This window comes from Agrilactobacillus composti DSM 18527 = JCM 14202, from assembly GCF_001436375.1.
GTDB lineage: Bacteria > Bacillota > Bacilli > Lactobacillales > Lactobacillaceae > Agrilactobacillus > Agrilactobacillus composti.
Genome location: NZ_AZGA01000066.1, coordinates 1 through 13428 on the forward strand (window position 1 = coordinate 1; position 13428 = coordinate 13428).

Sequence of the window (13428 nt, forward strand, 5' to 3'; positions counted from 1 at the left end):
TTTTGCGTGATCTGCGTTACTAAATTTGTTCAAGTTATTTCTTGCAATCTGCCAAATTTTAAAGTTAAGCTGTGGCATGTTGACTAGCGTCTTCAACTTTTTCTGCCGCTGGTGTTGGTGCTGGTTTTGCTTGACGATTGGCAAAGTACACTGGTACCGCCATGAATAACGACCCGCCAATAGCATTGCCTAAGAAGACTAATAAAATATTCTGGATCAATTGTCCTGCTGTGAAGCCAGCGCCAGCAAATACTCCTGCTGCCAGGATAAAGGCGTTGGCCACCACGTGCTGAAAACCGCAGACAACGAAGATCATGATTGGGAACCAGATCCCAAAAATCTTCCCAAAGAAGTCTTTACTCATCGCCCCGATGAAAATGGCCATACAAACTAAAATGTTACAGCCCACACCAGATACCACCATGGCTAATGGTGAATCAGCTAGTTTGGCCGTGGCCACGGCGATAGTCTTAGCCGCAAAAGCCCCTTCAGTCAAACCAGTCACGTGACCGAAGAAATAACCTACTAAAGCCCCACCAACACAGTTGGCGAATAATACCAAGATCCAGTTTTTAATAACTGCGAATAATGACACTTTGCGCTTCATAAAACCGAAAGTCATCACCATCATGTTACCGGTGACTAACTCCCCACCCAAAAATGTGATAGCTAATAAGCCAATTGGGAATAAACAAGCACCCACCTAGGAAAGTTGAAAAACTGCCCCATTCCTTCGGGGTACTACCTGATACCCGGATAAACGCCAAATAACCAATGGCGATATACGCCCCAGCCATGATTCCCAAGAACATTAGCTTGCCAAGCCCTAAATGACTCTTTCCCACAGATTTTTCTGACAATACGTCGATTGTCTCACTCGTTGTAATACTATGCATTGCGTCCTCCTCGTTGAGATCCTAATATGTACTGTTTTATAACAGCAACTTTTTTAGGTCTCAAATTTACTCCAAAAGTGGCCATTCGTCGGCAAGAAGTTCCGATCAGCGTTACTAAATAAAAATTTTTATATAAAAAAATATTTTATATATATCTGATTATAAAGCGCTTCCAGATTTAGTCAACAGGTTCCCTTAAACCTAGGGAATGCCCTGATTTGTTACTTACTTAACAAAATAATAGCATGATTAGCGGTAAAATGCCTGGATTTTCACCTGCTAAAAGAAAATTTATTTGCAAAATTCACGTAGTCTTATTAATCTAAGGTTAAGTTTTTACTTATTTTAAAATTAGAAAGTTAGGCATCTCTTGATGAAATCAATCCGATTCAAAGCCTTCATAGCCACTTTGACAACATTACTCTTGCTGCCCTTACTGTTATATAAAAGTGAAACAGTTCAGGCTTACCCTGCCACGGACGTTCCCTTGTTCTATTCAAAGTATGACACATTGGATACCTATTACCCCTATCAATCCGTGGCAACGGTCAACGGCCAGTGGGGTGCCAATCTCTTTGATCAAAATACCCCTGACAAACAATTTGACCGGGTCCTGCCAGTCAATTCCCAATGGCAAATCTATGGCTATACCCGTCGCACCGATGGTTATTACTTTGATGTGGGCGGCGATCAATGGGTCCAAGCAGACCAAGTAAAAGTCCCGGTCAGTAGTGCGGATGATGCCCAATTGAACGTCTTGACCCATGATATTGATTACATTGTGGCAACGACTGACCCCAATAATATCGTTGGGGGCAAAGCATACATGCGGGAAGTCTTAAGAGTTATGAATGGAATGGGTGACCTCTTTATTTACTTAGATACCTATGAATCGGATGTCAATGACTACTATGGTTCAAACTACACTATCCTCCAAGATCGCTTTGTACTCAGCACGGCGAATATTTCCCCAGCTTACCTGGGGGATGCCTGGGTCGTCTATGGCGATGGCACCGTTGTCCGGTTAAACCGCTACGACCCACATGTTACCTGGGGACAAAGTATTATTCATTTAAATACAGATAGTTCCAATTAGCCTTGTTGACGATAAGCAAAAATGCCTATCGTTTTTTATGTCAGCATCTGCCTAATAACTAGCCTTTTTACCTAAAAAAACGCCACGATAATCCTGAACAAAAGTTTCAAATTTGATGGGTTCCCGGCCTAAAATCGCCACCACGTTGCCATTAACTTCATTGGCATTGCCCATTTGCGTAATGAAATACAGCATGGTCATCACATTGGCGAAGGCTTTGGGCGTGCCCCGCTGAATCACTGTCCGGCGAAATTTCAGCAGACTGGGTTGGCTATAGGTGATCTTTTCCCCTAGGATTCGGGTCATAATGGCTGCCACCTGGTCATAAGTTAAAGCAGCTGGACCAGTAATATCGATTTTTTGCCCCATATACTTGGGCTGCGTTAACGCAGCAGCCGCCACGGCACCAATGTCCCGGGTATCAATAAAGCTAGTCTTAGCTTGGCCCCCAGGAATAAATAAATCATGGTGTTGTTGAATATCTTTTAGATGGGTACTGCTTAAATTCTGCATAAAGAAACTAGGGCGAATAAAGGTGTAAGGCAGCCCTAGTTTTGCAATTATCTTTTCAATTTTATGGTGGGGCGTCATGGAATTCTTATCCACCCCCAGTAAAGATACGAAAACAATTTGCTTGATGTTTTGAGTCTTGGCATAGGTTAAAAACGGCCGCATATCAGTTTTGGGCTTGCCCAATTGGGGTGGTCGCACGAAGAAAATCTTATCTATCCCCTTTAAAGCCCCTGGGAAAGTGGTGGGATCTAAGAAATCAAAACGGCGAATGTCCAAATATCCCAATTTCGCCAAGAGTGTGGTGGTATCTTGGGCTAAATGATGCGCCCCGGCAACCACCTCCACATCGGCTTGTTGCATTAATGTTTTGATCAAAGGAAAACCTATATTGCCAGTCCCTCCGATGACTAAAATTTGTTTCAAATTATTAATAACCTCCATTTAAGCGATTCAGTAGTTGGTTCAATTCATTTTGTTCAGCGGTCGTTAACCGTTGCAGACATTGTTTTAAAACTTGGTTGCTAATATTTTGGAAAACTTCTACTTTCTCCCAACCATTGGCAGTCAGCGTCAAAATTTTCCGGCGACCGTCATTGGGATCAGCGGCTAAAGTCAATAACCCCTTCTTAGTTAAACGTCCAATAATACCTGATAACGTGGGTTTGTCCATATCCAATTGCACCGCTAACTGGCTGGCCGTCAGTTGCGTTGCCCCTTGGTTCATAACCAGTTGTTGCAAAACGGCCCACTGTTGACTGGTCATATCAAAACTAGCCAAGGCCTGATTTAAGTTATGCCGCAGTTGTTTGGCAATATTCATCAGTAAATAACCTGTGTTCATTTCAAAACTCCCCATAAAATCATCTAGTTCGTACACTAACTATTTTAGCCATTAAAGTCAAATTTAATTAAAAAACTTCCGGTGGGTTGTGATGCCCTGCCAGAAGTTATGCCGCTAAATAGATGACTAAAATAAACGTATTTCCTAATGCCAGCGCCCTGGGTAACCAAGTCCGGACCCCGCCGTCCAGCCGAGCAATATAGCCATCCAGCGCCTGTATCAAAATTAGTAGGCCCGTGATGGTCACCAGATAGCCCCGGTTAACTAAGAAGAGCGTCCCAATAGCACCCAACAGCAGGCTAAAGCTTCTTGCTAGGACGTAATTGGCATTGCGTCGTGCTTTGAAGTTGGTGTCCGCTGTATTACGGGCAGCCACAGCAAAACCGCAACTCATTAAAGCACTGAAAGTAGTGATAATGGCGCATAAGTAGTATAACAATTTCTAGACTCCTTGTTCTTTGAAGTATCTTTATTAAGCCATATTATTAGTAAATTGGCAACGAAAAAAACATCCAATTCAACAGCGGCTGTCCTGTTTACTGGATGTTCTTTTCAGATGTGCTTTGAAATTATTGGTTAAACTTCGGCTTTAACTTGGGCCTGGGCTTCGCAAGCGGCCACTAATTGTTCCAGCGTTTGACTACCGAAGATGGTCTCGCCATCGTTAATGCGGGTTGCTGGGACGCTCATAATATGGTGGTCTTTGCGATAAGCCGGAAATTCTTGTAAGTCGATCATTTCGGCACTGATTTTCGGATTGATCACGGCCATGTGCTGACAAGCGGCCACCACGTCTGGACAGAAATGGCAGGTTAAGGCCACGCCAATTTCAATCTGTAGTTGTGGTAATTGTTCAATCCGTTGCTTTAATTGTGGATCCACAGCTTGGCCAGGACCAGCTAAATTATAGATAGCTAATACTAATGAATTCAATTCATGACCACTAGGAATGCCACTGAACTGAATACCAGTGGGTTGCCCCTGGGCGTTTAACAATTGAATGGCTGGTACCCGAACATTTTCTGGATACTGCTTGGTAACCTTTAAACTGAGATGCTCATCCATGGCTACGAATTCCTGGGCAAAGCCTAATAATGTCTGGGCTTTGGTGGAGCTATCATCTAACAGCTGTAGCGTCACATTATCAGTTAGCCGGGCAAAAATTGGTTGTAATTGTTGCTTGATTTCACTGGAGAACCAAGCCCCGGCATGGGCTGGTTCTGGGGCACTTGCTTCAGAAATTTGTGTACTTTGGCCCATATCTTTAGGTGCTGCTTTAGGTTTTGGTTTGACGGGATGTAACGGAATATTGAGTTTTTGCTTCAAAGCCGTCACATAATGCTCAGCAGTGGTGGCCGCAGTGGCCCCATCACTGGCAGCGGTGATAATTTGCCGCAAATCCTTGGCAACCACATCCCCTGCGGCGTAAACCCCAGGTACATTGGTCTTTTGTTCAGCATCCACTAAGACATAGCCTTGGGCGTTACAATTAATTTGATCCTTGAACATGGCTGTGGCTGGTTTGGTACCTACGTAGATAAACATGCCAAAAGTCATGTCCCCATCAGCGACTTTATATTGGGTCTTTGCCCCGGTATGCGTGTCCTTAAAAGTTGCTGTCTCCAAGTAATCTTGCCCACTGACGCCAACCACTTCTGTGTGATATTTGATATCAACTTTAGGATTATTCAAAGCCTTGGCGGCCGTTAACGGGGCACAAGTCAACGCATCGGCGCGACATAACACCGTTACATGGCGCGCGTAACGGGTCAAATAGTCGGCCTCTTCAGCAGCAGCATAGCCACCACCCACAACGAACACTTGTAAGCCACTGAATAATTCCCCATCACAGGTAGAACAATAGGCAATACCCTTGCCACGAAATTCGCTTTCCCCGGGGAAACCAACCTCCCGTGGCTTGGCACCGGTGGCTAAGATCACACTATAAGCGCGATAATCTTGTTTCTTACCATGGAGTACCTTCACATCCCCGGCTAAGTCTAGGCCAGTGATGGTGTCGTTGGCAATGGTCACGCCAAAATCGTCGGCTTGTTGGGCCATTTGCTGCATTAACTTAGTCCCACTGATTTGAGGGGCAGCCGGATAGTTCATGACTACGGAGGTGGTGGTCACTTGGCCCCCCACTTGATCAGCTTCCAAGACTAACGTGTTCAACGTTGCCCGGCCGGCATAAATACCGGCAGATAACCCAGCGGGGCCAGCGCCAACGATAATGATGTCAAAAATCTGCTTGGTATCGCTCATTTACACCACGCCCTTTACTTAAATCTTGCCAACAAGATCTAAGCTTGGTGTGATGGTTTCTTCACCAGGATGCCAGTTAGCTGGGCAAACTTTGTCGCCGTGTTCAGCTACAAATTGGGCAGCTTCTAGGGTACGAACAATTTCACCAGCGTTACGGCCAATGCCCATGTCGTTAATGGTGTAAGACTTGATCTTACCTTCAGGGTCAATAATGAATACGCCCCGGAAAGCTTGGCCAGCATCTTCATCTAAGACATCGAAGAAGCGGGCTAATTTCCCAGCTGGGTCAGCTAACATTGGATATTGCACCTTACCGATGGTATCCGTAGCTTCAGCCCAGGCTTTATGTACAAATTCTGAGTCTTCTGAAACGGTGTAAACTTCACAGTTGGCTTTTTGGAAGTCAGCGTAATGATCTTGTAAATCCCCTAATTCTGTGGGACAAACAAAGGAGAAGTCAGCAGGATAGAAGAAGAAAACGGCCCATTTGCCTAAGACATCTTGCTTAGTCACTTGATGGGTGTCACCTTTTTGGTAAGCATTCACCGTAAATTCTGGTAATTCTTGATTAATGTAGTTCATGAGATAAATCCCCCTTATTTATAATAATTATTGTTTACTACTCAAGTATAATGAAAATAGCGATGTTAATCAAGCCTAACTTTTAAAAATTATTGGAATTATTTTGAAATCACTCGCTAATGGTAATCATTATCGTTTGTTTGCAATCAGCCTAAAATATTCTTTCCTATCTTTAATTACTAACTATCATCTTCTCATACATATAGCCCTATTTACTGGGACAAAATGCCGTTATTGTACCTAACATCTTGTCCAGTTTCCGTTATAGTTATGATGTTAATAGTTTAAATTCAATTCGTATCTTGTCGTCTGCTGCTGACGGCATTATGCTGCTGAGCCTATTAACTAATATATCTTTGGAGGGCACTAGCATGAAGTTCAAGCAATTTTTTGTCGCAATTTTAACGGCGGTTACACTGGCAACGGTTGGTACCTTATTGATACCTCAGTCTGAGCACCATAAAGTTCAGGCGGCTTTTCGAACCAATGATACCTTTTATGCCTATAACACAGTGGTGACCGTCGATGGTATTTGGGGCGCCAATCTCTTCACCGGCAATGATGGCAATAAACAATTCGATCGGGTATTGCCTAAAAACTCCCAGTGGCGGACATTTGGTTATACCCGGCGCTATGATGGTTATTATTACTGGCTAGGCGGTAATCAATGGGTCCAAGCCAATCAAGTTAAAATTCCTGTTAACAATCGCTGGGATGCGATCCTAAACGTCGTTGCGAAATATGGTGATATTGAAAACAGCAACTATGACATTTATGGCAACACGGTTGATCCCGAACCTTGGACGGATTATGGGGACGGCAACAAATATATGTGGGTGGATGAAACACCAATCGACTGGGGTGCATCTGAGTATCGTTCCCATTTATATCAGGCCTATTGGGATGGTTCCGTGGAAATCGCCATGTAAGCTGCCATATTTGCTTTAGATACCCGCACACAATTTTAAAAGCGACTAACTCAATCACGAGCTGGTCGCTTTTAAAATTTATTCGAATAAATAATTGGACCGTTCCAATATGTGCTATACTTATGGCAGATTTATATAGAAAGGTTCGTTGCCGTTTATGAATAGTCCGACACAGTCTGATCCCCAAGGTAAAAAAGAAGCCCTCGGTATTTTGTCCATCTCACTATTAACCATGACTCCCGGCATCGTCTCACCGACACTCCCAGCCATCAGCAAAGCCTATCCTGCTGTTTCCCATACGACCATCGATTTGATATCCACCTTACCATCTTTTACCATGGCCCTGTTCGTTTTCTTGGGGTTGTGGATCATTAAAGCCATTGGCACGAAAAAGACCGTGGAGTTGGGGTTGGTTTTGGTCACAATCTCAACACTGTGCAGTCTGCTGGCACCCAACATTTGGCTATTACTGGCCTCTAGAGCCCTGCTGGGGATTGGGATCGGCATGTATAATCCCTTGGCCATGAGTTTAATTACCTTTACATATAAAGGGCCTGAGCAAGAACGCCTATTAGGCCTGGAAAATTCCTTTCAAGGTTTAGGGGCCATGGGCGGGTCCATTTTAGTGGCCGGCTTAATGTTCATTCACTGGCGGGCGGCCTTTCTGATTTATGCGGTGGCTATCCCCATTTTGTGGTTCTACCATCGCTATGTCCCCGATATTGCCATTGAAAACAAAGGCACAAGCCAGCAGCAAGTTGCCCCAAAAGCCACCAATTGGGCCAAAATCGCCGCTTGCGGCCTGATCGTCTTCATCCTCATGGTGTTTTACATGATCGCCACGGTTAAAATCCCCACTTATCTGGTGGACAGCGCCATCGGTTCTGCCAATACCGGCAGCCTTTTAGTGGGCCTGATGTCCTTAGCCACCATCATCGCCGGGGTGGTCTATGGCCGCCTATACACTTGGCTGCAGCGCCAAGTCCTCTTGTTGGCCGGTCTATTGATGTTAGTGGGTTATCTGTGTTATGGCTTCGTGGCCAATTTGGTGTTGGCGACCCTAGGGGCCTTTGCCGTGGGCTTTAGCTTCGGAATCTTTATCCCCATGCTTTTTGGGGAAAGCGCCCAGGCCGCCGATGTGGCCAAGGCCAATCTCGTGTCCACCATGATGATGATCTGTACGAACTTGGCCAACTTTACCTCACCATTCTTCGCCAACCTCTTGCAGGGCAGCAGTCCCCAACTCAAAGGCATCTTTGCCCACAGCACTTGGGTCATCCTGGTCCTGTTAGGCTTAATTCTCTGGTACAATTTTAAACAAAAATCCACAAAAGTTGCGGCTTCTTAAATCGCACTTTTTTTCTAAAACGTTGGTCACTTGTTAATTCAAGTCCCCCAGCGCTTTTTTTACGTTATTTTAAGGATAATTTTTCCCCGGGCGCGACCAGATTTGGCATAGTCTAGAGCTTCCTGGCTATTTTCAAAGGGCACCACCCGATCAATGACCGGCTTGATTTTACCCGCCTCGATCAATTGGGTGATTGCGGCCAGTTGGCGGCCACTGGGTTGCATGAATAAAAACCGGTAGCGCACTTTGGCCTGCTTGGCCAGCCGTCGCAGTTTGGTGGTCAGGACATAAAGCCCCAGCCGTTTGAAAATGTTTAAGCCATAATCCTTGGCGAATTCAGGATCCGGTAACCCGGAAAGGGAGACAACTTGTCCCCCGGGCTTAAGGATTTGAAAAGCTTTGGCTAAATTGTCCCCACCTAAGGTGTCAAATACATAATCGTAGTTTTGTAAGACCTGGGTGAAATCGGTTTGGTGATAATCGATCACTTCATTTGCCCCAAGTTCCCGCACTAAATCGACATTTTTAGCACTGGTGGTGGTTGCGGTGTACACCCCTAGCGTTTTAGCCAGTTGTAAGGTAAAGGTCCCAATACCGCCGGAACCGGCTTGAACCAGCAGCTTATCGCCCTTTTGGACATGCATATAATCCGTTAACGCTTGATAGGCAGTCAACCCCACCAGCGGCACGGCCGCGGCAGTTTCATAACTGAGATTTTTAGGCATGATGGCGATGTCCGCTGGATCCACAGCAATGTATTCGGCAAAGGTCCCAATTCGATTTTTTTGAACCCGACCATAGACCTTATCCCCCACCTGAAACTGGTGGACTCGAGGACCAACTTTGATAATTTCACCGGCAAAATCACTGCCGATAATCAAGGGCATGGTGTAGGGTAATAGCATTTTTAAATCCCCAGCCATGGTTTTGAAATCAATGGGATTGAGGCTGGCAGCGTGAATTTTGACCAACACATCGCCCGGCTGCATTGTTGGCATGGGCATTTGCCGCAGACTCAAGGCCTGTTGGCCGTAGTGATCAATTGTTGCAGCTAACATTGTTTTTGGTATCATCTATGGGTGCTCCTATCGTTTAATTGTTTAAACCATTAATTGAATCATATTTATTTCTGTGTCATTTGTCAAATTAATTTCTTCATGTTAAATCGTTGACAATTCATAGTGATGATGGTTTAATGGTTTAAAGTGATGAACCAATAAAAGGAGTAATACGCATGCACGACTTGACCCGAATCAAAAAAGAATTTAGCAATCTCAGTGAGTTTTTGATCGCCCTGGGGGATGAAAAACGCCAAGCTATTTTAGTGGCCCTGATGAAGGATAAAGCCTGTGTCGGCCTGCGGGTCAACGACTTGACCGATGCCACCAAGTTGTCCCGCCCAGCCGTCTCCCACCATTTAAAAATTCTCAAAGATATTGGTTTGATCAGCGTCCGCAATGAGGGCACTAAAAATTATTACTTCTTATCCCAAAAGGTGCCGCAAATCAAGCAACTACAAACCTTATTAAATGATATCAATCAAGTGATGACAGAAAGCGGGCAACAATAAATGCAAAAAGTACTAGTGGTTTTAACCAATACGACCCATTACGGTAAGACTGCCGACCCCACCGGACTTTGGTTGGGTGAAGCCACTGAATTTGTGGCGCCACTGCAAGCTGCGGGTATCCACGTGGATTACGTCAGTCCCAAGGGTGGCTTTGTCCCCCTGGACCCCCGGAGTATGAAATATACCAATCCAGAAATCATGAAGGTCTATAATGATCCCGATTTTCAACAGCGGGCCCTGACCCATTCCCTGGCGGCCAAAGACGTGAATCCCGCCGACTATGCCGCCATCTACTTCACCGGCGGCCACGGGGTCATGTGGGACTTCCCGGACAACCCTGATCTGCAGCGCTTAAGCTTGGCCATTTATCATCAGGGGGGTTATTTAACATCGGTATGCCACGGTATCGTGGGTTTAGTGAATCTTAAAGATGATGACGGCCAATACCTGATCGCCAACAAGAAAATCACCGGCTTTACCAATATGGAGGAACGTCTCAGCGGCAAGCGTAAAGTCGTCCCTTTCCTGAGTGAACAAGCCGCTAAAGAACATGGCGCTAATTTTCAAAAAGTCCGGGCCTATGGTTCTTTTGCCGTGCAAGACGGTCAGTTGATCACTGGTCAAAATCCTTTTTCACCCGCCGCAGTGGCCAAATTATTGTTGCAAAATTTATCAAAATAACACTAGCATAGCCGACTTGATTGCGCCGAAATATCGCACAATTAGTCGGCTATTTAGTTGTCTGAAAAATCAGACTAGTTTGCTTTACAAGTTAGCTGAGCCATTGTATAATCTAATTGGTAATACATACTAGTGGATTGGAGGGGATGTTGTGGCTAACGATTTAAATACCCAACTATTGAAAGGCACTTTGCAGGGCTGTTTGCTGATCTTGTTAAGCCGGCAAAAGCTCTATGGTTACGCCATCAGTGAAGCCCTTAGCACCTTTGGCTTTGCCGATATCCCTAAAGGTACAATTTACCCACTTTTACTCACCATGGAAAAAAAGCAGCTTTTAAAAAGTGAGCGCCAACCTTCTCCAGATGGCCCCACGCGCAAATACTATGTTATTACGGCAGCTGGCAAGCAGGCCAGAGACGAGTTCATCGCCCAGTGGTCTACGCTGACCAATAATGTTGCCACCCTTATGCAAAAGGAGGCCCTCGATGAAAACTGATGCCTTTAGCCAGCAAAATCTGGTATTACGCCAACAATTGACCCCAGAAAACCGGACTTATTATGAAGCTATTATTGTCTATGTTCGCGGTCGTGCTTTTTTAAAGATGACCAGGTCGTGGAACAAAGTCTCTTAGAAATTCTCCAGGATTTGATCGACGCCCAAAATCACGGTCAAAGCGCGGCGGATTATTTCGGCCATGAACCGGCTGTCACTGCCAAAGCCCTGCTTGACGCCATTCCCCGCCAACCGGGCACGTTTATTTTATTTAATCTGAAACTATTTATTTTCATGTTGTTAATTATGAGCATCCCCGATTTAGTCCGCCCTAATGCTCCCATTGATTACGGCCGTATTTTAATTATTTCAGTGGCCGCCATTTTGCTTGCTTGGGTGGTCCTGTGGGTCTTTGGCACCTTGGCCTTTATTAAATTCAAACGACCGCAAAAAATCGGCCTGGGTATTGGCGCTGGCTTACTTTATGCGGCCCTTATCGGTGGTTCGATTTTCATTCGGACCCCCTTTAAAACTCGCCTGCCAGAACTTGGCATTTTAATTGGCCTATTTATCTTGTTACTGATTGGCATTGCACTGTTGATCAGGCTAAGAAAACGCGATTTGGGGACGAAACTACTCATTGGCTGGCTGTTGTTTTATGTGGTCTTGGGCATTGCCACTCGCTTACCTGGTATTAGTACAATTTTGAATCAACCCGTTAATTTCGGCAATTATAAATGGCTCTTGTATGTGGCCATGGTCCTAGCCGCAATTATCGGTGGCGGGGGCACGTGGTGGTATCTGCGCCGACATTCTGATTAAATTCTAAATTGAAGCATCAGCGTTGGCTGGTGCTTTTTTTGTGGCGTCTGAAATCTGACAGGACATATTCGCCCAATTGTCCTTTGACTAAAAAAGCCAAAGTTTGCTAACCTTTTACGAAGTATTATTTTTACATGACGTCGCAAAATGTCCTGGTTGCTAGTGCTGTTATTCAGTCAATTACTGGGAAGTGTTGTGACCTTTATAACAAATAAGCAAAATCAGGTTGAACACATATCTGGAGGAAAATTAGCATGAAAAAGCAAGCGGTCTGGCCTAAGCATCAGCAAACTTATCCCCATCACCCCCAAAGCACACCTCGGCAAGTATGGTGGTTTGGAGTGGCCGCCATTATTTTACTATTATTTATCGTTGTTCCAAAAATAACCGCCATCCCGGCGACAACTGCAGCAGATGTGACACGACAAACCCACAATACCCCCACACTAAGTGAACCTAAAGCGTCAACCAAAACAACGGCTGTAAAGTTTAACGACGGTGAAGCCACAGTTCTAAAGAGCGCCACCTATCAACCGAATTTTCTGGATTTATCCTGGGGTGGTACAGATGTGAAAATCGATCAGGTCAAAGTCCTCAAAATTAGACCAATCACTTCAGAAGATGAAAACGATCGAATTTATCGCGGCATGGTGGTGGTTCATTTCAATATTTCCCCCAGTCAAGACATTACCATGTACCCTACCCAAGGTGTGCTGGTAACCAGTGACGGGCAGCAAGTTAATGCTGACAGTTATTCAAGTGATACTTTCGACGGCGATATCGCCAAAGATGTCACTAAAGCTGGCAACGTGGTCTTCTTCTTGACTGCCATGGATGATCCTAAGGCGATTAAGTCGATTCGGCTGAAGTGGGATGCCCATTATGATGGTGTTAGTTTTAATGATACGACTAATTTCCATGATTATGATGTGACCTTGAAGCTACGCTAGGTAGGAAATACATCTCAAAGCATATTGACTTCATTCTCCTTACAAAAAGCCTTCTGAGACCATCTAGAAATCCATTCATTTCTAGGTTCTCAAAAGGCTTTTTCTCAAGGCGTTTTCCACGAATTATAGCGAACTGGCATATCTTTCATTTTAGGATAATATTGGTAATTCTTGTTCATGAGAGTATCGGAATTCCTCACGGGATTGAAATCCCGTGAGGAATTCCGTTTGAGTTCGAAGAACTCAAACAGTTTATAAATATGTGCCTATTTTGAGCACATTTCTTCCTTTGTAGTTGTTGTATAAGTTATAATAACTATAAGGTTAAGGGGTGATTAAAATGCTGTTAAGTCTAACGGTAAAGGCTAAACTTAAACTGGATAACACTGCTGATGCCGCTAAATTTCAGGAGACCAGTGAACAATATCGCTCAGCCTGCAAT

The 13428-nt window shown here is 44.7% G+C and carries 17 protein-coding genes; 9 read left to right on the forward strand and 8 right to left on the reverse strand.

Annotation, left to right across the window (positions count from 1 at the left end):
- Positions 1-64: 64 nt before the first annotated feature.
- Together FC83_RS10730 and FC83_RS17460 are read right to left on the reverse strand one after the other, a co-directional pair.
- The gene (locus FC83_RS10730; protein WP_235184398.1) at positions 65-703 is read right to left on the reverse strand and encodes a formate/nitrite transporter family protein; all 639 of its coding nucleotides are present in this window, start codon (positions 701-703) and stop codon (positions 65-67) included.
- Positions 633-896, reverse strand: coding sequence for a formate/nitrite transporter family protein (locus FC83_RS17460; RefSeq protein WP_235184399.1), 264 nt, complete (start codon positions 894-896; stop codon positions 633-635). The genes FC83_RS10730 and FC83_RS17460 overlap by 71 nt, the downstream gene beginning before the upstream one ends.
- 373 nt (positions 897-1269) lie before the next feature.
- Between FC83_RS17460 and FC83_RS10735 the strand changes: the two genes are divergently transcribed.
- Positions 1270-1992 (forward strand): hypothetical protein, encoded by a 723-nt coding sequence (locus tag FC83_RS10735; RefSeq protein ID WP_035453826.1) that lies wholly within the window; start codon positions 1270-1272, stop codon positions 1990-1992.
- Between the two features lie 51 nt (positions 1993-2043).
- Here the strand turns inward: FC83_RS10735 and FC83_RS10740 are convergent, their stop codons facing one another.
- From FC83_RS10740 to ahpC, 5 genes are all read right to left on the reverse strand, one after another.
- Positions 2044-2928, reverse strand: coding sequence for an SDR family oxidoreductase (locus FC83_RS10740; RefSeq protein WP_152537758.1), 885 nt, complete (start codon positions 2926-2928; stop codon positions 2044-2046).
- A gap of 4 nt (positions 2929-2932) precedes the next feature.
- The gene (locus tag FC83_RS10745) at positions 2933-3346 is read right to left on the reverse strand and encodes a MarR family winged helix-turn-helix transcriptional regulator (RefSeq protein ID WP_035453832.1); all 414 of its coding nucleotides are present in this window, start codon (positions 3344-3346) and stop codon (positions 2933-2935) included.
- Between the two features lie 106 nt (positions 3347-3452).
- Positions 3453-3785: a hypothetical protein gene (locus tag FC83_RS10750; protein ID WP_035453835.1), complete on the reverse strand. Its 333-nt coding sequence runs from the start codon at positions 3783-3785 to the stop codon at positions 3453-3455.
- A 137-nt stretch (positions 3786-3922) separates the two neighbouring features.
- Positions 3923-5611, reverse strand: coding sequence for an FAD-dependent oxidoreductase (locus FC83_RS10755; RefSeq protein ID WP_035453838.1), 1689 nt, complete (start codon positions 5609-5611; stop codon positions 3923-3925).
- Positions 5612-5629: 18 nt separating this feature from the next.
- Positions 5630-6193 carry an alkyl hydroperoxide reductase subunit C gene (gene ahpC / locus FC83_RS10760; protein ID WP_035453841.1) on the reverse strand — a complete coding sequence of 188 codons (564 nt, stop codon included), beginning with the start codon at positions 6191-6193 and terminating at the stop codon, positions 5630-5632.
- Between the two features lie 371 nt (positions 6194-6564).
- On the opposite strand from ahpC, the gene FC83_RS10765 reads away from it, so the two are divergent.
- Both FC83_RS10765 and FC83_RS10770 read left to right on the forward strand, forming a co-directional pair.
- Entirely contained in the window at positions 6565-7122 is a 558-nt protein-coding gene (locus FC83_RS10765; protein WP_035453844.1) for a hypothetical protein, read from the forward strand.
- A gap of 157 nt (positions 7123-7279) precedes the next feature.
- Positions 7280-8470 (forward strand): MFS transporter, encoded by a 1191-nt coding sequence (locus FC83_RS10770; protein ID WP_057002770.1) that lies wholly within the window; start codon positions 7280-7282, stop codon positions 8468-8470.
- 59 nt (positions 8471-8529) lie between these two features.
- Here FC83_RS10770 and FC83_RS10775 read toward each other — a convergent pair whose 3' ends face one another.
- Complete coding sequence (locus FC83_RS10775) at positions 8530-9528, reverse strand: NADP-dependent oxidoreductase (protein ID WP_200868863.1); 999 nt, start codon at positions 9526-9528, stop codon at positions 8530-8532.
- Positions 9529-9704: 176 nt separating this feature from the next.
- On the opposite strand from FC83_RS10775, the gene FC83_RS10780 reads away from it, so the two are divergent.
- From FC83_RS10780 to FC83_RS10800, 6 genes are all read left to right on the forward strand, one after another.
- Positions 9705-10040: an ArsR/SmtB family transcription factor gene (locus FC83_RS10780; RefSeq protein ID WP_035453855.1), complete on the forward strand. Its 336-nt coding sequence runs from the start codon at positions 9705-9707 to the stop codon at positions 10038-10040.
- On the forward strand, positions 10041-10721 hold the full coding sequence (locus tag FC83_RS10785; RefSeq protein ID WP_035453858.1) for a type 1 glutamine amidotransferase domain-containing protein: 681 nt from the start codon (positions 10041-10043) through the stop codon (positions 10719-10721).
- Positions 10722-10872: 151 nt separating this feature from the next.
- Complete coding sequence (locus FC83_RS10790) at positions 10873-11217, forward strand: PadR family transcriptional regulator (protein WP_035453861.1); 345 nt, start codon at positions 10873-10875, stop codon at positions 11215-11217.
- On the forward strand, positions 11207-11353 hold the full coding sequence (locus FC83_RS17095) for a hypothetical protein (RefSeq protein ID WP_156405596.1): 147 nt from the start codon (positions 11207-11209) through the stop codon (positions 11351-11353). The genes FC83_RS10790 and FC83_RS17095 overlap by 11 nt, the downstream gene beginning before the upstream one ends.
- Positions 11335-12036: a DUF1129 domain-containing protein gene (locus FC83_RS10795; protein ID WP_035453863.1), complete on the forward strand. Its 702-nt coding sequence runs from the start codon at positions 11335-11337 to the stop codon at positions 12034-12036. Before FC83_RS17095 ends, FC83_RS10795 begins: the two co-directional genes overlap by 19 nt.
- 254 nt (positions 12037-12290) lie before the next feature.
- Positions 12291-12986, forward strand: coding sequence for a hypothetical protein (locus FC83_RS10800; protein ID WP_052004783.1), 696 nt, complete (start codon positions 12291-12293; stop codon positions 12984-12986).
- Positions 12987-13428 lie beyond the last annotated feature (442 nt).

Excerpts from the sequence above, each read along its gene's own strand:
- FC83_RS17460 (WP_235184399.1), bottom strand. The coding sequence starts at position 896 with ATGCATAGTATTACAACGAGTGAGACAATCGACGTATTGTCAGAAAAA.
- FC83_RS10770 (WP_057002770.1), top strand. The coding sequence starts at position 7,280 with ATGAATAGTCCGACACAGTCTGATCCCCAAGGTAAAAAAGAAGCCCTC.
- FC83_RS10785 (WP_035453858.1), top strand. The coding sequence starts at position 10,041 with ATGCAAAAAGTACTAGTGGTTTTAACCAATACGACCCATTACGGTAAG.
- FC83_RS10755 (WP_035453838.1), bottom strand. The coding sequence starts at position 5,611 with ATGAGCGATACCAAGCAGATTTTTGACATCATTATCGTTGGCGCTGGC.
- FC83_RS10775 (WP_200868863.1), bottom strand. The coding sequence starts at position 9,528 with ATGTTAGCTGCAACAATTGATCACTACGGCCAACAGGCCTTGAGTCTG.
- FC83_RS10780 (WP_035453855.1), top strand. The coding sequence starts at position 9,705 with ATGCACGACTTGACCCGAATCAAAAAAGAATTTAGCAATCTCAGTGAG.
- FC83_RS17095 (WP_156405596.1), top strand. The coding sequence starts at position 11,207 with ATGAAAACTGATGCCTTTAGCCAGCAAAATCTGGTATTACGCCAACAA.
- FC83_RS10735 (WP_035453826.1), top strand. The coding sequence starts at position 1,270 with ATGAAATCAATCCGATTCAAAGCCTTCATAGCCACTTTGACAACATTA.
- FC83_RS10800 (WP_052004783.1), top strand. The coding sequence starts at position 12,291 with ATGAAAAAGCAAGCGGTCTGGCCTAAGCATCAGCAAACTTATCCCCAT.
- ahpC (WP_035453841.1), bottom strand. The coding sequence starts at position 6,193 with ATGAACTACATTAATCAAGAATTACCAGAATTTACGGTGAATGCTTAC.
- FC83_RS10745 (WP_035453832.1), bottom strand. The coding sequence starts at position 3,346 with ATGAACACAGGTTATTTACTGATGAATATTGCCAAACAACTGCGGCAT.
- FC83_RS10765 (WP_035453844.1), top strand. The coding sequence starts at position 6,565 with ATGAAGTTCAAGCAATTTTTTGTCGCAATTTTAACGGCGGTTACACTG.